The organism is Amycolatopsis sp. NPDC004772 (assembly GCF_053601215.1).
This window is the reverse complement of the sequence record NZ_JBSGBK010000051.1, coordinates 1-22586: the sequence shown is the minus strand read 5'-3', so window position 1 is coordinate 22586 and position 22586 is coordinate 1. Positions and strand designations below refer to the sequence as shown.

The window sequence follows — 22586 nt, the reverse complement described above, 5'->3', positions numbered from 1 at the left end:
ATGTCACTGGGCGTCCTTTGCCGCTCGCCTTGCCACCCACTCCGCCACGACGTCCGCCAGGACCGGCAACGGCAGGGTGCCGCTGCCCAGCACCGTGTCGTGGAACTCCCGGATGTCGAAAGCCGCGCCCAGCGCCTGCTCGGCTTCGGCGCGCAGCCGCTCGATCTCCAGGCGGCCCACCATGTAGCTGAGCGCCTGCCCCGGGAGGCCCGCGTACCGGTCGACCTCGGCCTCGATCTCGATCCGGGCCATCGGCGTATGGTCGACCATGAAGTCGACCGCCTGCTGCCGGCTCCAGCCCAGCGCGTGCAGGCCCGTGTCCACGACCAGCCGGGCCGCGCGCATCGAATCCTGCGTCAGCAGGCCGAGCCGGGCCGTGCTGTCGGAGTACAGCCCCATTTCGTCCGCGAGGCGCTCGGCGTAGAGGCCCCAGCCCTCGGCGAAGGCGTTGAACATGCCGATCCGGCGCAGCAGCGGGACATCGGTCAGCTGCTGGGCGAGCGTCAGCTGGAAGTGGTGCCCCGGCACCGCCTCGTGGAAGGCGACGGACTCGCTCAGCGTCCGCTGCCGCTGGTCCGCGTCGCGCGTGTTCGCGTAGTACGTGCCCGGCCGGGAACCGTCCAGGGACGGCTCGATGTAGTAGGCGATCGAGCCGCTTTCGGCCTCCGCGTCCGGTACCGGCGCCACCTGGCACTTCTGCTCCGGAACCCGTGAGAACCATTGTGGGGCCACGGCTTCCGCGCGCGTGATCGTCGCGCGGGCGGACTCCAGCAGCTCGTCGCCGTCCCGCCAGCGCAGGGCCGGGTCGGTGCGGATGCGGTCGAAGACCTCCGCGAGCTCGCTCGTGCCGAACAGCTCGGCGCCCAGCTCGCGGTACTCCCCCGCCAGCCGCTCGATGATCGCCAAGCCTGTGTCGTGCAGGTCCTGCGGCGTGCGCCCGGTCGTCGTCTCGGCCCGGATCAGCGCCGCGTAGCGCTCCGGCCCGCCCGGCAGGTCACCGAGGCCCGGCGACGTCTCGGGCCGGGCCACCGGGACGACCTCGTCGGCCAGGAAGTCCCGGTACCGCCGGTAGGCCGGGCGCACCACCTCGGCCAGCACCCGGTCACGCTCGGCTTCGAGGCCCCGGACCGGCACCTTCAGCGGGTCGTTCTCCGGATCGGCGAGGTACCGCTCGACGTAGCCGACGCCGATGCGCGCCAGGAACTCCGGCGGTGCCAGCCCCTCGGCGAGCGCCGCACGCTGCCGCTCGATCACCTGGTCCAGGTACGTGCCGATGGCGGCGAGCCGGCTCAGGTAGCCGCGGGCCTTGCCGTCGTCGTCGAGGATCGTCTGCGGCAGGTCCGTGAGCAGGCTGAGGGCCGGTGCGTCCAGCCCGTCGCTCACCGCGATGTCCGCCCGGCCGGAATCGAGCACGTCGATCCGCGTGCGGGCCTGCCAGATCACGACGTCCCGGGTGACGCGCTCGGCCGGTGTCAGCACCGCCGCGTCGAGCGCCTCGGCGCGCGCGATGACGCCGGCGAGCCCGGCGCGGAACCGGGCGGCGGCTTCGGCGGTCTGGTCGGCGAGCTTGTCGTGCGTGCCCGGCAGGCCGTACACCGACGGGAGCAGCGGCTGCGCCTCGAACATCAGCGCCAGGCACTCGTCCGCGAGCTTCTCGGGCGTGTCACGGCGCCGCGCCACCCACTCGGCGACCACGCCGGACAGCACCGGCAGCGGCAGGGTGCCGCTGCCCAGCACGACCTCGTGGAACTCGCGGACGTCGAACGCCGCCCCCAGCGCCTGCTCGGCCTCGGCCCGCAGCCGCTGGATCTCCAGCCGCCCCACCATGTAGCCCAGCGCCTGGGCCGGGTCGGCGGTGTACCGGTCGATCTCCGCCTCGATCTCCAGCCGCGCCATCGGCGTGTGCTCGGCGAGGTAGTCGACCGCCTGCTGCCGGCTCCACCCGAGCGCGTGCAGGCCGGTGTCGACGACCAGCCGGCCCGCGCGCATCGAATCCTGCGTCAGCATGCCCAGCCGGGAGACATCGTCGGAGTACAGGCCCATCTCGTCGGCCAGGCGCTCGGCGTAGAGGCCCCAGCCTTCGGCGTAGGCGTTGACGTGCAGGATCCGGCGCAGCAATGGCAGCTCGGTGAGCTCCTGGGCCAGGCTGAGCTGGAAGTGGTGCCCCGGAACGGCTTCGTGGAACGCGATCGCCTCACTGGTGAACCGCGGCCGCTTCTCCGCCTCGAACGTGTTCGCGTAATACGTGCCCGGGCGCGTCCCGTCGAGCGACGGCTGGAGGTAGTACGCGATGGTGCCGCTCGCCGCGTCCGCCTCCGGTACCGGCGCCACCCGGCACTGCTGCTCCGGCACCCGCGAGAACCATTGCCCCGCCACGGTTTCCGCGCGGGTGATGGCGGCCCGGGCCCCGGCCAGCAGCTCCTCGCCGTCCCGCCAGCGCAGCGCCGGGTCGGTCCGGATCCGGTCGAAGATCTCCGCGAGGTCCGTGGTGCCGAACAGCTTCCCGCCCAGCTCGCGGTACTCCCCCGCCAGCTTCCCGATCAGGGCGAGCCCGGTGTCGTGCAGGTCCTGCGCCGTGCGCTCGGTCGTCGTTTCGACGCGGATCAGCGCGGCGTACCGCTCCTGACCACCCGGCAGGGCGCCGATGCCCGGCGACGTCTCGGGCCGGGCCACCGGCGCGAGCTCGTCGGCCAGGAAGTCCCGGTACCGCCGGTAGGCCGGCCGGACGACCTCGGCGAGCAGGCGATCGCGTTCGGCCTCGAAGCCTTCGAGCGCGTGCGCCGGTGTCACCCGCAGCGGGTCGTTCCCCGGCGCGCCGAGGTAGCGGTCGACGTACTCGACGCCGACGGCCACCAGGAAGCCCGGCGGCACCCGGCCTTCGCCGGCCGCCGCGCGCTGCCGCTCGATCAGCGCGTCGAGGTAGTCCCCCATTCCGGCGAGCCGGCTCAGGTACCCGCGGACCTTCGGCTCGTCGTCCAGCACCGTCTGCGGCAGGTAGAGCAGCAACTGCAGCGCGGGCGCGGCGAGCCCGTCGCTGACCGAGATGTCGGCGCGGCCGGAGTCCATCTCGTCGATGGCCGCTTTCGCCTGGGAGAGCACGACTTCGCGGGTGACCCGCTCCTCGGCGGACAACCCTGCGGTGCCGAGCGCCGCGGCCCGCGCGGCGATCGCCGCGTAGCCCGCGCGGAGCCGGGCTTCGGTCGCCGCGCTCGGATCGGGCAGCCGGCCGGGATCGCCGGGCAGGCCGTACAGCGACGGGTACAGCGGCTGCCGTTCGAAGTCCAGCGCGAGCAGCTCATCGGCCAGCTTCCCGGGCGTGTCGAGCTGCCCGGCCACCCAGTCCCCGACCACCTTCGCCAGCGCGGACAGCGGCAGCATGCCGTGGCCCAGCACGACTTCGTGGAAGCCGCGGATGTCGAACCGCTCGCCCAGCGCCCGCTCGGCCTCGGCCCGCAGCCGCTGGATCTCCAGCCGCCCGACCATGTAGCCCAGTGCCTGCGCCGGCCAGCCGACGTACCGGTCGATCTCCGCTTCGATCTCCAGCCGCGCCATCGGCGTGTGCTCGACCAGGAAGTCGATGGCCTGCTGCCGGCTCCAGCCCAGCGCGTGCAGCCCGGTGTCGACGACCAGCCGACCCGCCCGCATCGAATCCTGCGTCAGCATGCCCAGCCGTGACACGTCGTCGGAGTACAGGCCCATCTCGTCCGCGAGCCGCTCGGCGTAGAGGCCCCAGCCTTCGGCGTAGGCGTTGAACATGCCGATCCGCCGCAGCAGCGGCAGGTCCCGCAGTTCCTGCGCCAGGCTGAGCTGGAAGTGGTGGCCCGGAACGGCTTCGTGGAAGGCGATCGCCTCACTGGTGAACCGCGGCCGCTTCTCGGCTTCGTACGTGTTCGCGTAGTACGTGCCCGGGCGCGTGCCGTCGAGCGACGGCTGGAGGTAGTAGGCGATCGTGCCGCTCGCCGCGTCGGCCTCCGGCACCGGGGCGACCTCGCACTTCTCGGCCGGGATGCGCGAGAACCACCGCGGGGCGACGGCTTCGGCGCGGGCGATCGCGTCGCGGGCCGCGGACAGCAGTTCCTCGCCGTCGCGCCAGCGCAACGCCGGATCGGTGCGCAGGCGCTCGAAGATATCGCCGAGCTCCGTGGTGCCGAACACCTTCGCGCCCAGCTCGCGGTACTCCTCCGCGAGCTTCTCGATCAGCGCCAGCCCGGTCTCGTGCAGGTCCTGCGCCGTGCGCTCGGTGGTCGTCTCCGCGCGGATCAGCGCCGCGTATCGCTCGGCCCCGCCCGGCACGTGGGAGATGCCCGGCGCGGTCTCCGGCCGCCCGACCGGCTCGACCTCGTCACGCAGGAAGTCGCGGTAGCGCGCGTAAGCCGGGTGGACGACCTCGGCGAGCAGCCTGTCCCGCTCGGCTTCGAAGCCCTCGACGGCCGCGGTCGTGCTCACCTTCAGCGGGTCGGTGTCCGCCGCCGCCAGGTAGCGTTCGATGTACTCGATGCCGACGCGGGCCAGGTACGCCGGCGGCACCAGGCCTTCGGCCAGGCTTTCGCGCTGCCGCTCGGCCAAGTCGGCGAGGAACGGCTCGATCGCGGCGAGCCGGGCCAGGTAGCCGCGCGCCTTCTTCTCGTCGTCCAGCGCGTAGTACGGCAGGTACATCAGCAGCCCGAGGGCGGGCGCGGTCAGCCCGTCGCTGACGCCGAGATCGGCCGACCGCGCGCCGAGCCGATCGGCCTCGACCTCGGCGGCCGCGATCACGACCTCGCGAGTGACGGCCTCCTCCGGCGCCAGGCCCTTGATGGCCAGGGCCCGCGCACGATCCGCGAGGGCCCGGTACGCGACGCGGAAGCGCTCCTGCGCGGCCCGGGTCTGGTCGCCGAGCCGGTCGTGGCCGGCGGGCAGCCCGAGCACCGACGGGTGCAGCGGCTCCTGCTCGAAGGACAGCTCGACGAGCTCGCTCGCCAGGCCGTCGACGGTGTCGCCGTGCCCGGCCACCCACTCGTCGACGACCGTGGCGAGCACCGACAGCGGCAGCTGGCCGCCGGCCAGCACGAGGTCGTGGAACGCGCGGACGTCGAACCGCGAGCCGAGCCGCTGCGACGCGCGGGCCCGGGCGTGCTGGATCTCCCGCCGCCCCACCAGGTACCCGAGCGCCTGGCCGGGCCAGGCGATGTAGCGGTCGACCTCGGACTCGATCTCCGGGCGCGCCTCCGGCGTGTGCTCGAGCAGGTAATCGACCGCCTGCTGCCGGCTCCACCCCAGTGCGTGCAGCCCGGTGTCGACGACCAGCCGGCCCGCCCGCAGCGAGTCGCCGGCCAGCATGCCGAGCCGGGCGACGTCGTCGGAGTAGAGCCCCATTTCCTCGGCGAGGCGCTCGCTGTAGAGCCCCCAGCCCTCGACGTAGGCGTTGAACATGCCGATGCGGCGCAGCAGCGGCAGCTCGGTGAGCCCCTGCGCGATGCTGAGCTGGAAGTGGTGGCCCGGCACGGCTTCGTGGAACGCCGTCGTTTCGGCCATGTGCCGCAGCCGCTCGGTGGCTTCGTGGGTGTTCGCGAAGTAGATGCCCGGGCGCGAGCCGTCGCCGGCCGGGCGCAGGTAGTACGCCGCGGGCGCGCCGGGCGCGACCTCCGCCGGCACCGCTTCGACCGTGCACGGCTGCTCCGGGATCCGGCCGAACCACTTCGGCGCTTCCGCCGTCGCCCGGGCGACGGCCGTGCGGGCGGTCTCCAGCAGCTCGTCCGCACTGCGCCAGCGCAGCCCCGGGTCGGTGCGCAGGCGCTCGAAGATCGCGGCCAGGTCGTCGGTGCCGAACACCTTCAGCCCCAGCTCGCGGTACTCGGCGGCGAGCGCCTCGACGGTGTCGAGCCCGATCCGGTGCAGCTCCTCCGGGGTGAACCCGGTGGTCGTGTGCATCCGCGCCAAAGCGGTGTAGGTCTCCGCGCCGCCGGGCAGCCACGACACGCCGGGCCGCTCCGCGGGGCGCCCGTGCGGCTTGACCTCGGCGATCAGGAACTCGCGGTACTCGGTGAAAGCGGGCCGGACGACGTCGGTGAGCAGCTCCTCCCGCCGCCGCTCGAACTCCTCGTCCGGGGCGGGCTGGCGGCGCAGCGGGTCGGCGGCCGGGTCGGCGAGGTAGCGGTCGAGGTGCGCGACCGCGGCGTCGACCAGGTGGGCCACCGGGAGCAGGCCATCGGCGATGCCCTCGGCGTGCCGCCGCGCGGCCTGGCGCAGGTACTCCGGGATCGCGGCCAGCCGGCCGAGCTGGGCCTGCGCGGCCTCGCCCGCCGTCACCGTCGTCATCGGCAGGGCCATCAGCAGGCCCGCCGCGGGCCCGATGGACAGGTCGGTGACGGCGAATTCGACGAGCCGGCTGTCGATCGAGGCGATGCGGTTCTCGGCCGTGGTGATCAGCACTTCACGGGTGACCCGGTCCTCGGCGTTGTCCGGCTCCAGCGCGCGGGCCCGCTCGAGGAACGCCACCAGCCGGGCCCGGAACGCGCGCTCGGCTCCGGCCGACAGGTCCGCCAGGCCGGGCTCCGCCGGGCGGATGCCCAGCAGGGCCGGCGTCAGCGGATCGGCGGCGAACAGCGCTTCGACGAACTCGTCGGCGAGTTCGGTGACCGCGGTCATGGCAGGACCCCCAGCTTCGGCTGATGTGCTCTCGGCCGACCCTAACGGAGATCACCGACAGAAACGCCGCGCCGTTCGCCCGGGGCGGACGGCCTGCGGCGCCGCGGATCGGCCAGGAGGTAGCGTTCTTCAGGTGGCCGTGACCGATCCCGTGGATACCCGCCTGCTCGCCGCGCTCGCCGACCTCGGCAAGGCGGCGGTGCACGAGCTGGCGGCCAAGGTCGGCATGGACCCCCGCGAGGTCGCCTACCGGCTGGTCGCCCTCTCCGGCAGCGGGCTCCCCCTGCTCGTCGGCGTCGAAAGCGACCCGAACGGCCTGCGCGCGGCCATCGCCGGGGCGCCGCCGTCGTGGGCGAACCGACCGCCGCAGCAGCAGTTCCCGCCGCCTTCGCAGCCGGTGCCTTCGCAGCCGCCGATGCCGCCGATGCCGCCGCCGGTCCAGGGGACGCCTTCGGGGCCGTACACCGTCCAGGGCGCTCCTTCCGGGCCGTACAACGTCCAAGGCGCGCCCTCGGGGCCGTACACCGTGCAAGGGGCACCCTCGGGGCCGTACAACGTCCAGGGCACGCCGTCCGGCCGCTACCCGGGCCCGCCGCCCCAGCAGCAGCAACCACCGCGCCCGCCCCGGCCGTTCACGCCGCCGCCGGTGCCGCTCGACCCGGCCGTGAGCACCTGGGGCGTCCCGCAGACGGCGTCGTGGGCCCGCGGCGACGAACCCGCGCGGACCAGCGGGCCCGCGGCCGGCAAGCAGGGCCGGCTCGGCGAGGTCATGGAGACCCAGGGCCTGGAGGGCGAGCAGCTGTCGGTGCAGCTCCTGGAGGTCCAGGACCCGGCCGACTACCTGTTCAGCGCGGCCGGCTACCGCCTGGAGGACGGCGAACGCGCGGTCGTGGTGCACACCGAGATCACCAACCGCGGGTCGATCCCGTTCGCGTCACTGCCGGACAACTACCTCGAACTGCTCGCCGCCGACGGTCAGGCGATCGGCAAGGCACCGGTGTCGCTGACGTCCCGGCCGCCGCACAAGATCGGCGTCAAACCGGGCGAGACGCTGGGCGGCCACACGGTGTACGTGCTGCCGGACGCCACCCGCGTCGTCTCGGTGCGCTGGAGCCCGCGGCCGGAGCCGGACGAGCGCACCCTCACCTGGTCGATCGAGGACTAATAGCTCTCGTCGCGCAGGATTTCCAGGGCCTTCGCCAGGTCGTCCGGGTACTCCGACTCGAACTCGACCCAGCGGCCGTCCGCGGGGTGGGCGAAGGCCAGGGTCTTCGCGTGCAGCCACTGCCGGCTCAGGCCGAGGTGGCGGGCCAGGACCGGGTCGGCGCCGTAGGTCAGGTCGCCGACGCAGGGGTGCCGCAGCGCCGAGAAGTGGACGCGGATCTGGTGCGTCCGCCCGGTTTCCAGCTTGATGTGCGCGAGCGACGCCGCCCGGAACGCCTCGACGACCTCGTAGTGCGTCACGCTGGGGCGGCCGCCCTGGACCACCGCGAACTTGTAGTCGTGGCGCGGGTGGCGGTCGATCGGGGCGTCGATCGTGCCGCGCGTCGGGTCCGGGTGGCCCTGGACGATCGCGTGGTAGCCCTTGTCGACCGTGCGCTCCTTGAACGCGCGCTTGAGCACGGTGTAGGCGTGCTCGCTCTTGGCCACCACCATGACGCCGGTGGTGCCCGCGTCGAGCCGGTGGACCACGCCCTGGCGCTCGGCCGCGCCCGACGTCGCGATCCGCAGGCCGGCCGCGGCGAGGCCGCCGACGACGGTGGGGCCGGTCCAGCCCGGGCTCGGGTGCACCGCGACGCCGACCGGCTTCGAGATCACCACGATGTCGTCGTCGTCGTGCAGGATCTGCATGCCTTCGACCGGCTGCGCGACGACCTCGACCGGGTTCGCCGGCTCCGGCAGGGTGATCTCCAGCAGCCCGCCGCCGGACAGGCGGTCGGACTTGCCCGCGGGACGGCCGTCGAGCAGCACGTCCCCGGACTCGGCGAGCTCGGCGACGACCGTGCGGGACAGCCCGAGCAGCTTGGCCAGGCCGGCGTCGACCCGCATCCCGTCGAGCCCGTCGGGCACCGGGAGCATCCGCGAACTCACGCCTGCTCCTCCTGCTGCTGCTCGGCCTTCTTCTTGTCCTTCGTCGACGTGCCGTCGTAGTCCTTGCCCAGCAGGGACAGCAGGACGATCAGGGCGCCGCCGACGCAGATCGCGGAGTCGGCGATGTTGAAGATCGCGAAGCCCTTGCCGTTGGGGGCGAAGGCCGAGATGAAGTCGACGACGTGGCCCTGCAGCCCACCGGGCGCGCGGAAGATGCGGTCGGTCAGGTTGCCGGTGGCGCCGGCGAGCACCAGGCCGAGGCCGATCGCCCAGCCGATCGAGCGCAGCCGCCGCGACAGCCAGACGATCGCGATGACCACGGCGAGCGCGACCAGGGCGAGCACCCAGGTCATGCCGGTGGCCATCGAGAAGGCGGCGCCGGGGTTGCGGATCACCTGCAGGTAGATCAGCCCGCCGAGGACCTTGACCGGCTCCTTGCCCTCCAGGTTGGCGACGACCAGGTTCTTCGACACCAGGTCGATCGCCCAGAACACGACGGCGACCGCGAAGACCCAGCCGACCCGCCGCTTCGGCAGCAGCGGCTTCGCCGGCACCTCCGGGTTCTCGGGCGCGTCGGCGGCCGGATCGGGCACCGCCTCGGCGGGCGCGGCGGTGTCGGGCTCGGAGTGGCTGGGCTCGGTGCTCACCGGTCCATTGTCCACGGCGCTGGTCAGGCGGTGGCGGGCCCGTCCGGACGCGGCCGCAGGAGCACGGCGAAGGCGGCCGCGAACAGGACGCCCGCCGCGGCGAGCGCGCCGGCCACCGGTGGCAGGAACAGCGTCGTGACCAGCGTGAACACCGCGGCGACGGCCAGGAGCGACCAGCTGCGTTCGTAGCCGGCCAGCACCAGGAGGCCCAACGCCGCGAGCAGCGGGCCGCGGACGTCGCCGTCGAGCCGGAACTGGAGGGCGCCGGCCAGGTCGAGCAGCGGGACGGCGGCCAGCGCCCCGAGCGTGCCGAGCAGGAACCGGCCGGGACGCGGCGGCCGCAGCTGCCGCCAGTACCAGGCGGCGACGGCGAGGACCACGCAGGCGAGGCCGGCGAGCCAGCCGAGCCGCGCCGAGGGCACCACGTCGACGGCGACGGCGATCGCTCGCTGCTCGCTCGCCAGGCCGGTGCCGTTGAGCTCGTTGGTCGCGGAGCCGTGCAACCGCTGGTACCCGAGCGTGCTCTCGGGGCGGTCCGGGACCAGTGCGACGGCCACCATCACGAGCAGCGCGAACCCCAGTGCGGCCAACGGGAACCAGGCCCTCCGCGGACTCCCCATCGGGTCAGCCTATCCGGGGCTTCGGCCGCAGCAGGGCGGCGAAGGCGGCGGCGAGCAGGATGGCCGCGGACCCCAGCACGCCCGCCATGTCCGCCGAAAGCACCACGGCGACCAGCGCGAACGCCGCCGCCGTGAGCAGGACGAACCGGCTGCGCTCGTACGCGGCGAGCAGCAGCAGGCCGAGCGTGGCCAGGAGCGGGCCGCGCAGGGTGTCGTCGAGCCGGAACTGCCACGATCCGACCAGGTCGAGCAGGGGGACGGCGAGCAGCGCGGCGACCGTGCCGAGGACGAACCGGGCGGTGCGGACGGGCCGCAGCGCGAGCGCGTACCAGATGGCCGTGCCGGTGACGACCACGCCGAGCGCGATCAGCCACGCGATCTCGGTCGGCAGGCCCGGGCCCAGGGCGTAGAACTCGTCCTGGGTCAGGAACTGCAGGCGAGGGGATGCCGGCGTGGCCGGCCGGAGCAGGAGGTTCGCGGCCTCGGCTTGGGCCCGGCTGCGGCGCGCCAGCAACTGCGCCGCCGCCAGGCCGATCTCCGCGAACCCCAGCAGTGCCAGCGGAAACCAGAAACGCGGCCCTCTCCCCATCGGCCCAGGCTAGCGCTCAGCAGAACGGCGGCAGCTCGCGCGGGTCGCCCACCGGGGCCCAGCGGCCGTCCACCTTCGCGTACTCCCAGCGGGCTCCGCGGGCGACGATCTGGCGCAGCGCCAGCAGCACGCGGTCGACGTGTTCCTCGGTGCTGCCGAGGCCGAGGCTGACGCGGACCGCCTGCTGCCCCTCGCCGCCGGTGACGCCGATCAGGCGCTTGGCCGCGATGTGGGCGCAGAAGGCGCCGTCGCGGACGCCGATGCCGTACTCGGCGGACAGGACCGCGGCGAGCCAGCCGGGGTCGAAGCCGTCGACGACGAAGCTGACCGTGCCGACCCGGTCGACCGGCGCGTCGAACAGCCGCAGCTCGGCGCAGCCGGGGATGCTCTCGAGGCCCTTGCGCAGCCGGGCGAGCAGGGCCTGCTCGTGGTCTTCGATCGCGGCCCAGTTTTCGCCGAGGGTCTCGCACGCGACGCCGAGCGCGTACACGCCGACGGTGTTGGGCGAGCCGGCTTCGTGGCGCTCCGGGCCGGTGTTCCAGACGACGGCGTCTTCGGTGACGAGCTTGGTCGCACCGCCGCCGGCGAGGTACGGGCGGGCCGCGCGCAGCCAGTCGGCACGGCCGATCAGCGCGCCCGCACCGAAGGGCGCGTACAACTTGTGGCCGGACAACGCGACGTAGTCGACGTCGAGTTCCTTGAGCGAAATCCGGCGGTGCGGGGCCAGCTGGGCGGCGTCGAGAGCGATGCGAGCGCCGTGTTTGCGCGCCACGGCGGCGATTTCCGCCACCGGGAGCAGTTCACCGGTCACATTGGACGCCCCGGTGACGACGACCAGCCGCGGGCCCTGCGGGGCTTCGGCGAGTGCTTCGTCCACAGCGGACACCGCGGCGAGGCGGGTGCGCGGCGTCGGGATCCGCCGGACGTTCGGTCCCTGCCACGGCAGGAGCGCGGCGTGGTGCTCGGTGTCGAACACGATCACCGTGGTGTGCCGGGGAAGGCTGCGGGCGAGGAGGTTGAAGGCGTCGGTGGTGTTGCGGGTGAAGACGACGGTGTCGGTCCGCCGCGCGTCGACGAAGCGGCGCAGGACGTCGCGGGTGCGCTCGTAGAGCTTGGTGGAGACCTGCGACGCGAAGCCGGCGCCGCGGTGGACGCTGGCGTACCAGGGCAGGAACTCGTCGACCTTCGCGCGGACGGCGTCGAGGCAGGGGGCGCTCGCGGCGTGGTCGAGGTTGGCGTAGCCGATGTCCCCGCCGGTGACCAGCGGGACCCGCAGCGACGCCCCGGCGACAGCGGGAACGGCGGGGGCTTCGAGCTGGGTGCGGTCGATGGCGAGAGTCATCGGGGTGCCTCCTCGGCGATCCGGGGGACCCCGGCGAGGGGCCCGCGCTTGCCCGTCGCACGGCGCGACCGGCCCGGTCTTCACCCGGGGCACCCCACCGCGGTAGGAGGGTTGCCGGCCAGCAAGCCGGGGCTTCGCGCTGGCACTCATGACCTGGTTCGAAGGTAACCGAGAGCGCGTCCGGGCGCCAACCCCCGTCGCACATTCTGAGACGCCGGTCACAGAGCGTGCTCAGCGGCCGGATTCGCCCTTCCAGCGGGCCAGGCGGCCGGCCCGGTCGACGGCGCGCAGCCGGCGTTCGACCGCGTCGCGGACCGCGCTCGTCGTGACGACCAGGAGCTGGTCGTTCTCCTGCAGCCGGCTGGTCTTCTGCGGGGTGAACCCGGCGCCGTCGCGGACGACCAGGCTGATCGTCGCGCCGACCGGCAGGCGCAGCTCGGACAGGTACACGCCGTGCATCTTCGACCCCGGCTGGATCCGGACCTGCAGCAGTTCGGCGCCGAGCTCGTCCAGCGGCGCGGAGTCGACCTCTATTTCGTGCGCTTCGGACTTCTTGGCCAGCCCGAGCGTGCGGGCGAGCGGGCCGAGCGTCGCCCCCTGGACCAGCGTCAGCACGATGACCAGCACGAACACCGCGTCGACCAGCCGTTGCGCGCCCGGCAGGCCCTGCGACAGCGGGATCATGGCGAGCACGATCGGCACCGCGCCGCGCAGCCCGGCCCACGACAGGAACACCTGTTCCCGCCACGGCAGGCGGAACGGCAGCATCGACAGCACCACCGAGACCGGCCGCGCCAGCAGCAGCACGACCGCGCCCGCGACCAGGCCCGGCACGATCGCGTCGAGCAGCCGGCCCGGCGAGGCGAACAGCCCGAGCAGTACGAACAGGCCGATCTGGGCCAGCCAGCCCAGGCCTTCGGCGAACGAGAGCGTGTCCGACCGGTGCGGCAGCCGCGAATTGCCGAGCACCAGCGCGGCGACGTAGGTGGCGAGCAGCCCGGACGCGTGCAGCAGCTGCCCGGACGAGTAGGCGACGACGCACACCGCGACCGTGGCCAGCGGGTAGAGGCCGGTCGCCGGCAGCGCGGCCCGGCGCAGCGCGATCCCGCCGAGCCAGCCGAAGGCGAGGCCGATGACCAGGCCGGCCGTCAGCTCGTAGACCACCAGCAGCGGCAGCGTCCAGTCCACAGTGGTGCCTTCGGCCAGCACCACGACGGCGATGTAGGCCGGTGCGTCGTTGATGCCCGACTCGAGTTCGAGCGCGCCGGTGAGCCGTTTGCCGATCCCGGCCGTGCGCAGCACCGAGAACACCGCGGCCGCGTCGGTCGAGGCGAGCACCGCGCCCCACAGCAGCGCGAGCCGCCAGTCGAGGCCCAGCAGCCAGTGCAGGGCCGCGCCGGTGGCCGCAATGCTGACCACAACGGCCACTGTGGACAGTGCGATCCCCCGGCCCAGCGCGGGTTTCACCGCCGACCACCGGGTGGTCAGCCCGCCTTCGGCGAGGATCATGACGAGGGCGGCGAGGCCGAGCGACTGGGTCAGGCCGGGGTTGTCGAACCGGATGCCGAAGCCGGCTTCCCCCAGCAGGACGCCGATCCCCAGGTACAGCAGCAGCGAGGGCAGGCCCAGCCGGATCGACACGCGCACGGCCAGCACGGACGCGAGGAGGACGACGCCGCCGACGCCGAGCAGCACGGGAAGCTGGTCCATGCCCGCCTCCTCCCGAGTGCCGTGGGGCCCTCAGAATAGTGAGGCGCGTGGGTTAACTCGTTCGTGTACCGCTGCCCAGCGCCGGACACCCGGTGTGTTAAGGCGCCGCACCACCACCGAGCGCGTCGAGATCGACACCGAGCGCGGCGAACGGCTCCCCCGCCGCCGGCAGCACCTTGACCGCGCGGTGGCCGTCCCGGGCCACCCAGCCGGCGTCGACCGCCCGCTCGAGCAGCGCGGCGGGCAGGGCGCCGGCGAGGTGGTCGCGGCGCTCCGTCCAATCCAGACAGTCCCGCAGCAGCGGCCGCCGCCCGGCCGCCACGGGGACGCCGAGAGCCGCCAGGACGTCGCGGCCGCGCGGGGTCAGCGCCAGCCCGGCGGCGGTGTCGACCAGGCCGGTGGCGAGCATGCCCTCGCGGAGGGCGACGCCGAGCTCGCCGGCGAGATGGTCGTAGCAAGTCCGGGCGAAGCCGAGCCGTCGTGCGCGCAGAGAAGATTTGAGGCTGGTCACGGGCCGGTGTTCGGCGTGCTGGGCCAGGTGCTCGATCAGCTCGGCGACGCGCGGGTCGGCGATCCGGACGTAGCTGGCCCGCCCCTGCTTGACGCGGGCGACGAAGCCGGCACCGGCCAGCCGGCTGACGTGCTCGCTGGCCGTCGAAAGCGCGATCCCGGCGGCCTTCGCGAGCTCGCCGACGGTCCAGGCCCGCCCGTCCAGCAGCACGAGGCACATGGTGGCCCGGCTCGGGTCGGCGAGCACCGCGGCCACCTCGGCCAGCGCGATCGTCTCCATGCCCCCACGCTACGGCCCCGACCCTTCGGCCCCGGCCGAACCTTCGCGTACCCAGCCGGACGACACGCGTGTCGTCCGGTCAGAGGGCCTTGAGGAACTTGGCGGCCAGCTGGACGGCCGGGCCGGAGTCGTTCGACTTTTCGAGGACCACGGCGAAGGCGGTGCTGCCGCGGTACCCGACGAACCAGCCCGTGGCGTTCGAGCCGTCGCCGAACTGGGCCGTGCCCGTCTTGCCGAAGACGTTGCCCGCCGACGCCGCCGCGCGGCCGGTGCCGCTGGTCACCACCGCGTGCATCATCTTCCGCACCTCCCCGAGCACTGACGAAGGCGGCGGGGAGTAGCCCTTGACGACCGAGGTCTCCAGGTCGTGCCACAGCCGGGGCGTGATCGCCTTGCCCGTCGCGACCGTGGCCGCCATCAGCGTGCCGCCGAGGGCGCTGGCCTGGATGCGGCCCTGGCCGAACCCGTCCTCGACCTGCTCGTCCTTGCTCGCCGCGGGCTCGACCTTGCCCAGCTCGGTCTTGATCCCGGGGATGTCGTAGTCGGCGTTGAGGCCCAGTTCGTCGGCCGCCTTCTTCAGCCCGTCCGCGGGCAGGGCGAGCGCGAGCTGGCCGAACGTCGTGTTGCAGGAGCGGGCGAACGCCGTCTGGAGGTTCGTCGCGCCCAGCTCGAAGCCCTCGTTCTTGACCGTCCGCGTGCCGATCGTCGCGACGCCCGGGCAGTCGACCGGCGACCCCGCGTTCAGGCCGCTCTGCTGGACCGCCGCCACCGACGTCGCGATCTTGAACGACGACCCCGGCTCGTACAGGCCGTTGAGCGCCTTCGGCGAGTTCCCGGCCGCAGCGTTCTGCGCGACCGCGAGGATGTCCCCCGAGCCCGTGTCGAGGGCGACGAGCATCGCCGATCCCTGGTAGCCGTCCACCGCGGCCTGGGCGGCGTTCTGCGCGGCCAGGCTCAGGCTCGCCACGAGCGGCTTCGCGCCGGCGTCCGACGTCTTCCCGTACAGCCGCTCGAGGCTCTTGCCGCCGCCGTCGACGCGTTCGACGGCGAACCCGCTGCCGGCCGCGGCCGTCACCTGGCCGACGAACGCCGAGCGCAGCAGCGGCGCCGGGTTGCCGTCCGCCATCCGCGGGCCGCCGGCCCCGCTGATCACCAGCGGTTTGCCGTCCCGGTCGGCGACCGCGACCGTGTCCTGCGCGGCCGTGCTGATCACCAGCCGCTGGCCCGCCTCGAGCTTCGGGTGCAGCAGCGACGGCGCCCAGTGCACCAGCCACTTCCCGCTGCTCCGCACGAGCTCGAACGGCACGTCGTAGGTCCAGACCTGCCCCGGCTTCAGCGTCCAGGACATGCTGAACGTGCCGCCCGTCCGGTTCTCCCCGGCCGGGGACGGCTGCAGGACGGTCAGCTTGGCGGCCACCGACGTCGGGTTCAGCGTGTTCCGGGTGGCCCGCAGCGCGACCGCGGCGGCCGCGTTGTCGTCGGTCAGCCGGCCCGCCGCATCCGGGTTGTTCTCGGAAAGATCCTGCAGGTACTCGGTGATCGCCGTGTTCGGGTCGAGCGCGCCCGGGCTCTCCACGGTGGTCGCGCCGGTGGCGGCCTCCGGGGTCGATCCCCCGCTGTTGAGCAGGAAGAACGCGGCCACCACGACCACGACGACCAGCAGCGCGCCACCGATCAGGATGCCGCGTCTCTTGCCAGGGCTCATTCCGGTTCCCCTCCCCCAAGGAGCCACCCGTGGGTGGCCGGTCGAGTCTGCACCCTACCGGCCACCCCCGACAATCATGATTTCGCGACCGACACCGTGACCTTCGTGCCGTCCCCGACCGTGCCGGCGAAGCCCTCGCCGGCCGGGCCGTGGGTCACCGACGTGGCGAGGGTCTCCGACGCGAGGAACTCCTCGTGCGTCCGGGCCGCCGCCACGACGTCGTCCGGCGCGTCGACGGTCAGCGCGATCCGGTCGGCGACGTCGAGCCCGGCGTCGCGGCGGGCCTGCTGCACGACCCGGACCAGGTCGCGGACCAGGCCTTCGGCCGCCAGTTCCGGCGTCACCTCGGTGTCGATCAGGACCAGGCCGGACCCGCCGGGCAGTTCCGCCGCCGCGCCGCCGCCCTTGGCGACCAGCCGGCGTTCGAACTCGCCTTCCTGGAGGGCGATCCCGGCCGCGACCACGGCGCCGCCCTGGAACGACCAGTCCCCCGCCTTGACGGCCTTGATCACCGTCTGGACGTCCTTGCCCAGGCGCGGGCCGGCGGCGCGGGCGTTGACCGCGACCTCGAACCCGCCGTGCGCGGCGACGTCGGTGGTCAGCTCGACCGCCTTGACGTTCACCTCGTCGCGCAGGATGTCGGCGAACGGCGCCAGCGAAGCGGCGTCCTCGGCCGCCACGACCAGCGACGACAGCGGCAGCCGCACGCGCAGCTTGTTCGCCTTCCGCAGCGACAGCGCCGACGACGCCACCTGCCGCACCCGGTCCATCGCGGTGACCAGCGCCGCGTCCGCGGGCAGGTCGTTGGCGTTCGGCCAGTCGGTCAGGTGCACCGAACGGCCGCCGGTGAGCCCGCGCCAGACGACCTCGGTGGTCAGCGGCAGCAGCGGCGCCGCGACCCGGGACGTCACCTCCAGCACCGTGTGCAGCGTGTCGATCGCGTCCGCCTCGCCCGCCCAGAAGCGGTCGCGCGAGCGGCGCACGTACCAGTTCGTCAGGACTTCGAGGAAGTCCCGGACGGTCTGGCACGCGCCCGCGACGTCGTAGTTGTCCATCGCGTACTCGACGTCGGTGACCAGTTCGTGCGTCTTCGCCAGGACGTACCGGTCGAGGACGTTCGCCGAATCGGTGCGCCACTTGCCTTCCACGCCTTCGGCGTTCGCGTACAGCGCGAGGAAGTAGTACGAGTTCCACAGCGGGAGCACGGCCTGGCGGACGGCGTCGCGGATGCCCTTGTCGGTGACGACGAGGTTGCCGCCGCGCAGGATCGGGCTCGCCATCAGGTACCAGCGCATGGCGTCGGAGCCGTCGCGCTCGAAGACCTCGTTGACGTCCGGGTAGTTGCGCAGCGACTTGGACATCTTCGCGCCGTCGGAGCCCAGCACGATGCCGTGCGAGACGCAGGTGCGGAACGCCGGCCGGTCGAACAGCGCCGTCGCCAGCACGTGCAGCAGGTAGAACCAGCCGCGCGTCTGCCCGATGTACTCGACGATGAAGTCGCTCGGGTAGTGGTGCTCGAACCACTCGGCGTTCTCGAACGGGTAGTGCACCTGGGCGTAGGGCATCGAGCCCGAGTCGAACCAGACGTCGAGGACGTCCGGGACGCGGCGCATGGTCGACGCGCCCGTCGGGTCGTCCGGGTTCGGCCGGGTCAGCTCGTCGATGTAGGGCCGGTGCAGGTTGTCCAGCCGCACGCCGAAGTCCGCCTCCAGCTCGTCGAGCGAGCCGTAGACGTCGGTGCGCGGGTACGCCGGGTCGTCGGACTGCCACACCGGGATCGGCGTGCCGAAGTACCGGTTGCGGGAGATCGACCAGTCGATGGCGTTCTCCAGCCATTTCCCGAACTGGCCGTCCTTGACGTTCTCCGGGTACCAGGTGATCTGCTGGTTGAGCTCGACCATCCGGTCCTTGAACTGCGTCACCGCGACGAACCACGACGAGACCGCGCGGTAGATCAGCGGGTTCCGGCAGCGCCAGCAGTGCGGGTAGCTGTGGTCGTAGGTCTCGTGCCGCAGCAGCACGGCGCCCTGCCGCGCCGCGGATCCGGTGCCGTTCTTGAGGTCCCGCACGATGTTCGGGTTGGCGTCGAAGACCTGCTGGCCCTCGTAGTCCGGCACGGTGGCGTCGAACTTGCCGTGCGCGTCGACCGGCGTGACCGGCGGGATGCCGGCGGCGTCGGTGACGAGCTTGTCGTCGGCACCGTAGGCGGGGGCGATGTGGACGACCCCGGTGCCGTCGTCGGTGGTGACGTAGTCGGCGGCCAGCACCTGGTGGGCGTTCTCGGTGCCGGTGAAGTACGGGAACGGTGGGGCGTAACGGGTTCCGAGCAACTGCGTGCCGGTGTAGTGCGCGACGACCGTCGGCTCCTCGCCGAGCTCACGCGCGTACGCGGCCACCCGCGCTTCGGCGAGCAGGAACCGCTTGCCGTCGTGCTCGACGACGACGTACTGGACGTCCGGGTGCACGGCCGTGGCGAGGTTCGACGGCAGCGTCCACGGCGTCGTCGTCCAGATGAGCAGGTACGTGCCGTCGAGGTCGTTCCCGTTGCCCTCCAAGCGGAAACCGACGGTGACGGCCGGGTCCTGGCGGTTGCGGTAGACGTCGGAGTCCATGCCGAGCTCGTGGTTCGACAGCGGCGTCGCGTCGCGCCAGCAGTACGGCAGGACGCGGTAGCCCTCGTAGACGAGTCCCTTGTCCCACAGGCGTTTGAACGCCCACAGCACCGACTCCATGTAGGTGACGTCGAGGGTCTTGTAGTCGTTGTCGAAGTCGACCCAGCGGGCCTGGCGGGTGACGTACTCGCGCCACTCGTCGGTGTAGCGGAGGACGGACTCCTGCGAAGCCGCGTTGAACTTCGCGATGCCCATCTCTTCGATCTCGGACGTCTCGGTGATGCCGAGCTGGCGCATCGCTTCGAGCTCGGCGGGCAGGCCGTGGGTGTCCCAGCCGAAGCGGCGCTCGACCTTGTGGCCCTTCATGGTCTGGTAGCGCGGCACCAGGTCCTTGACGTACCCGGTGAGCAGGTGACCGTAGTGCGGCAGGCCGTTGGCGAAGGGCGGGCCGTCGTAGAAGACGTACTCGTTGTCGCCCTTCTCGCCCGCGGGGCGCGCGTCGATCGTCGCCTGGAAGGTCCGGTCGCTCTCCCAGTAGGCGAGGACCTGCTTCTCCAGGGCGGGGAACGACGGCTGCGACGGGACTCCTGCGCCGTCGCCAAGCTGGGCCTGGGGGTACATCCGGGTGCTCCTCGGTTCGTCTCTCGCGTACGGACGACCGGGCTCCCGGTCACCCACACGGGGACGAAACACTTTCGGCGTTCCGCGGTACCACCCCGCTTGCCCGGCAGGTGCTCCCGGGCCGCTCATTCGACGGCTGTCACGGGCCGCACCCGTCCGGTTCTACTGAGAGCGTGACGCTCGGTTCTTCCGGAGGCTCCCCGGTGATGGCCGGATCGACGCCGTGTTGCCTACCAGGTTAACCGGCCCGCGCAACCGGGTTGTCACGAGGGCCACGTACGGTCACGCCGATCGCGACCAGCCACAACGCCGCCGCGATGACGCCGACCACGGGCAGTCCCCGGCCCGACACCGCGCCGAGCACCGCCACCCCGAGCGCGCCACCCGCTTGGCGGGCCGCGTTGTTGATGCCGCCGGCGACGCCCGCGCGCTCGGCCGGGACGCCGCTGACCGCGGCCGTCACCACGGCGGTGGTCAGCAGGCCCATGCCGATGCCGAGCCCGAGCAACGTCGGCAGGAGCGCCGGATAGCCGCTGTTTTCGTCGAGGAGCACCAGGTTCAGCATGCCGAGGGCGCCGAGCGAAAGCCCGGCCACCATCAGCGGCCGCGACCCGAACCGGGCGACCAGCCGGCCCGCGACCGGCGCCAGCACCGAAAGCGGGCCGAACAGCGGCAGCAGCTCGAGCCCGGCTTCCAGGGGGCCGGCCCGCCGGACGCCCTGCAGGTACAGCGTCAGGACGAGGATCGTCCCGATGCCCACGAAGTTCATCGCCGCCGAGACGAAGGTGGCGGGCAGGGTCCGCCGGGCGAGGTCGAGCGGGAGCATCGGCGCCCGCGAGCGGCGTTCGACCGCGAGGAACGCGGCCAGCGCGACGACCGCCACCATCGCGGCCGGAACGCTCCCGGCGATGACCGCGTAGACACCGGCCCCGAGGGCGGGTGCTGCCGTGGCGACGCCGGCGACGTCGATCCGCCGTCCGGGCACGCGCTCGCCGCGCGGGACGAGCCGTGCCGTCGCGAAAGCGGCGGCCAGCACGACGGGGACGTTGAGCCAGAACACCGGCTGCCAGCCCACCGCGGTGACGACGGCGCCGCCGAGCACCGGGCCCGCGGCCAAGGCGACGGCCGAGACGCCGGCCCAGACGCCGAGGGCCCGCGCGCGCTCGGCGTGTCCGGGGTGGGCGTTGGTGATCACGGCGAGCGTTCCGGGCAGCAGCAACGCCGCACCCAGGCCCTGGCCGGCGCGGGCGGCGACGAGCAGCGGCGCGGTGGCGGCGAGGCCGCAGCCGGCCGACGCCGCGCCGAACAGCGCGAAGCCGGTCAGGACGACCTGGCGGTGGCCGAAAACGTCGCCGAGGGCGCCGCCGGTGAGCAGGAACGCGGCCAGGGTGACGGAGTAGCCGTCCACCACCCACTGCTGCGCCGCGAGGCCGGCGTGGAGGCCGGTGCCGATGGCGGGCAGGGCGACGTTGACGACCGTGACGTCCAGCTGCACCAGGAACATCCCGGCGCACATGGTGAGCAGGAGCATGTCCCCAGTGGACCGCGCGGACACTTCCGTTTGGGTGGAAGTGTCGCGGGGGCATCCTGGGCGCGTGGAAGGTGACGCCGACATCGCGCGCACGGCCGCGCTGTTCGCGGATCCGGCGCGGGTCCGGGTGCTGCTCGCGCTGGCCGACGGCCGTGCGCTGGCGGCGTCGGTGCTGGCCGCCGAGGCCCGGCTGTCCGCGCAGGGTGTCAGCGCGCACCTGGCGAAGCTACGTTCGGCGGGGCTGGTCGTCGCGGAGAAGTCGGGGCGGCACCGGTTCTACCGGCTGGCCGGTCCGGGGACTGCGGAGGTGCTGGAGACGCTCGCGCGGTGTTCGCCGTCACAGCCGGTGACGTCGTTGCGGGAGGGGACGCGCGCGGAGGCGTTGCGGACGGCCCGGACGTGCTACGACCACCTGGCCGGGCGGCTCGGGGTGGCGGTCACGTCGGCGTTGCTGGCCCGGGAGGCGCTGGCGGGCGCGTCCGACACGCGGCGGCGTCCCGGCGACCGGATTTCGGCCCCGCTGGCCGAGCACCCGTACACGCTGGGGCCGGCGGCCGCTTCGGTGTTCGGCTCGCTGGGGGTCGACGTGGCTCTTGCGGCGGCCGGACGCCGTCCGCTGCTGAAGTTCTGCCTGGACTGGAGCGAGCAGCGCCACCACCTGGCAGGCGCGCTGGGCGCCGCGGTGGCCACGCGCTTCCTCGACGCGGGCTGGGTGACGCGTCGAACGCAGGCCCACCGCGCGCTCCGGCTGACCCCGGAAGGTGCGCAGGCCCTGCAAACCCACCTCGGTCTGGCGAATCTGGCCGCCTGACGTCGTGCTGGAACTCGTCTCCCGCGTGATCAGGCCCGTAACTCGCGTGACTGAAGCCGGATCTCGCGAGTTACGGCTTCAATCACGCCGGTTCCGGCTTCAATCACGCGAGATCCGGCGGGCATCACGCGTGATTGGGGGGTCGACACGGGGTCAGCGGTGGGCGGCTACCAGGGTGGCGTCGGGGCGGCAGACGTCGCAGGGGGTGAAGCCGAGCTGGCGGGCCTCGCCGACGCCGATCGGGATCGTGTCGCGGGGGCCGAGCCATTCGCAGGTGCGGAGGTGGTAGCGGGGGTGCTCGTCGACGACCACGACCTCGTCCTCGAGGTCGGCCAGGACCGCGACGTCGGCGTCCGGGGTGTCCTCCACGCCCGGGTCGGCGTCGGCGGTCGTTTCGGTCTCGGCTGAAGCGTCGGCCGGCTCGGGGTCGGGGTCGGGCGTGTCGGCCGGGTCACCCAGGTCGCCGGCGGCCGGGATCAGGGTGGTTTGTTCCTCCTGCACCGGCTCAGGCTCGGGCTCGGGCTCGGAAGCGGCAACGGGCGTGGCCGCGGGTGTGGCGGACCGGCGACGGCGGCGCAGCCAGTCGGCGACCAGGATCAGCCCGGCCAGCACGGACAGGCCGATGGAAACCCACGCCCACAGCGAAGAAGCCGTGATCAGCGCGGTGACGAGCAACCCCAGAGCCGCCAGTACCAGGACCAGCACGATGTAAAGCACGCTGCATTACAGCACGAACGACCTGGGAGCGGGCCACGACCCGCCCACGGGTGGTACCGGATCGACTCCGAACCGTGGCACACCCCGGAGAATCGGGGGGTTGCACCGCGCAGGAATAACACACGCGCGGTACGCGCGCGGGCCCAGGGGGTTGAGCAGGCGGATCGGGATAG

At 73.1% G+C, this 22586-nt stretch carries 14 protein-coding genes and 1 riboswitch; of the genes, 2 read left to right on the top strand and 12 right to left on the bottom strand.

What is annotated here, in order from left to right; translation table 11 throughout:
- Nucleotides 1–3 precede the first annotated feature (3 nt).
- Nucleotides 4–6627, bottom strand: a complete 6624-nt coding sequence (locus tag ACWEF6_RS26915) for a DUF885 domain-containing protein (protein ID WP_449685470.1) — start codon at nt 6625–6627, stop codon at nt 4–6.
- A gap of 133 nt (nt 6628–6760) precedes the next feature.
- Between ACWEF6_RS26915 and ACWEF6_RS26910 the strand changes: the two genes are divergently transcribed.
- Entirely contained in the window at nt 6761–7792 is a 1032-nt protein-coding gene (locus tag ACWEF6_RS26910; RefSeq protein WP_449685469.1) for an AsnC family protein, read from the top strand.
- On the opposite strand, the gene ACWEF6_RS26905 is transcribed toward ACWEF6_RS26910, so the two are convergent.
- From ACWEF6_RS26905 to ACWEF6_RS26860, 10 genes are all read right to left on the bottom strand, one after another.
- Entirely contained in the window at nt 7789–8718 is a 930-nt protein-coding gene (locus tag ACWEF6_RS26905) for an RluA family pseudouridine synthase (RefSeq protein ID WP_285449820.1), read from the bottom strand. The two genes, ACWEF6_RS26910 and ACWEF6_RS26905, sit on opposite strands and share 4 nt — an antisense overlap.
- The gene (gene lspA / locus ACWEF6_RS26900) at nt 8715–9311 is read right to left on the bottom strand and encodes a signal peptidase II (RefSeq protein ID WP_449685506.1); all 597 of its coding nucleotides are present in this window, start codon (nt 9309–9311) and stop codon (nt 8715–8717) included. Before lspA ends, ACWEF6_RS26905 begins: the two co-directional genes overlap by 4 nt.
- A 77-nt stretch (nt 9312–9388) precedes the next feature.
- A complete protein-coding gene (locus ACWEF6_RS26895; RefSeq protein ID WP_449685468.1) occupies nt 9389–9985 on the bottom strand; it encodes a hypothetical protein in 597 nt (198 codons plus the stop codon).
- Between the two features lie 4 nt (nt 9986–9989).
- Nucleotides 9990–10574: a hypothetical protein gene (locus ACWEF6_RS26890; RefSeq protein WP_449685467.1), complete on the bottom strand. Its 585-nt coding sequence runs from the start codon at nt 10572–10574 to the stop codon at nt 9990–9992.
- A 16-nt stretch (nt 10575–10590) separates the two neighbouring features.
- On the bottom strand, nt 10591–11916 hold the full coding sequence (locus tag ACWEF6_RS26885) for an aminotransferase class V-fold PLP-dependent enzyme (protein WP_449685466.1): 1326 nt from the start codon (nt 11914–11916) through the stop codon (nt 10591–10593).
- Between the two features lie 39 nt (nt 11917–11955).
- A riboswitch (SAM riboswitch) is annotated at nt 11956–12070 on the bottom strand.
- A gap of 77 nt (nt 12071–12147) precedes the next feature.
- The gene (locus ACWEF6_RS26880) at nt 12148–13626 is read right to left on the bottom strand and encodes a potassium/proton antiporter (protein WP_449685465.1); all 1479 of its coding nucleotides are present in this window, start codon (nt 13624–13626) and stop codon (nt 12148–12150) included.
- Nucleotides 13627–13723: 97 nt separating this feature from the next.
- Nucleotides 13724–14416 carry an ArsR/SmtB family transcription factor gene (locus ACWEF6_RS26875; RefSeq protein WP_449685464.1) on the bottom strand — a complete coding sequence of 231 codons (693 nt, stop codon included), beginning with the start codon at nt 14414–14416 and terminating at the stop codon, nt 13724–13726.
- Between the two features lie 79 nt (nt 14417–14495).
- On the bottom strand, nt 14496–16121 hold the full coding sequence (locus ACWEF6_RS26870; RefSeq protein ID WP_449685463.1) for a penicillin-binding transpeptidase domain-containing protein: 1626 nt from the start codon (nt 16119–16121) through the stop codon (nt 14496–14498).
- Nucleotides 16122–16195: 74 nt separating this feature from the next.
- Complete coding sequence (ileS, locus tag ACWEF6_RS26865; RefSeq protein WP_449685462.1) at nt 16196–19354, bottom strand: isoleucine--tRNA ligase; 3159 nt, start codon at nt 19352–19354, stop codon at nt 16196–16198.
- Nucleotides 19355–19592: 238 nt separating this feature from the next.
- The gene (locus tag ACWEF6_RS26860; RefSeq protein ID WP_449685461.1) at nt 19593–20885 is read right to left on the bottom strand and encodes an MFS transporter; all 1293 of its coding nucleotides are present in this window, start codon (nt 20883–20885) and stop codon (nt 19593–19595) included.
- 64 nt (nt 20886–20949) lie between these two features.
- Between ACWEF6_RS26860 and ACWEF6_RS26855 the strand changes: the two genes are divergently transcribed.
- On the top strand, nt 20950–21696 hold the full coding sequence (locus ACWEF6_RS26855) for an ArsR/SmtB family transcription factor (RefSeq protein ID WP_449685460.1): 747 nt from the start codon (nt 20950–20952) through the stop codon (nt 21694–21696).
- A 153-nt stretch (nt 21697–21849) separates the two neighbouring features.
- On the opposite strand, the gene ACWEF6_RS26850 is transcribed toward ACWEF6_RS26855, so the two are convergent.
- Nucleotides 21850–22413, bottom strand: coding sequence for a hypothetical protein (locus ACWEF6_RS26850; RefSeq protein ID WP_449685459.1), 564 nt, complete (start codon nt 22411–22413; stop codon nt 21850–21852).
- Nucleotides 22414–22586: the final 173 nt, after the last annotated feature.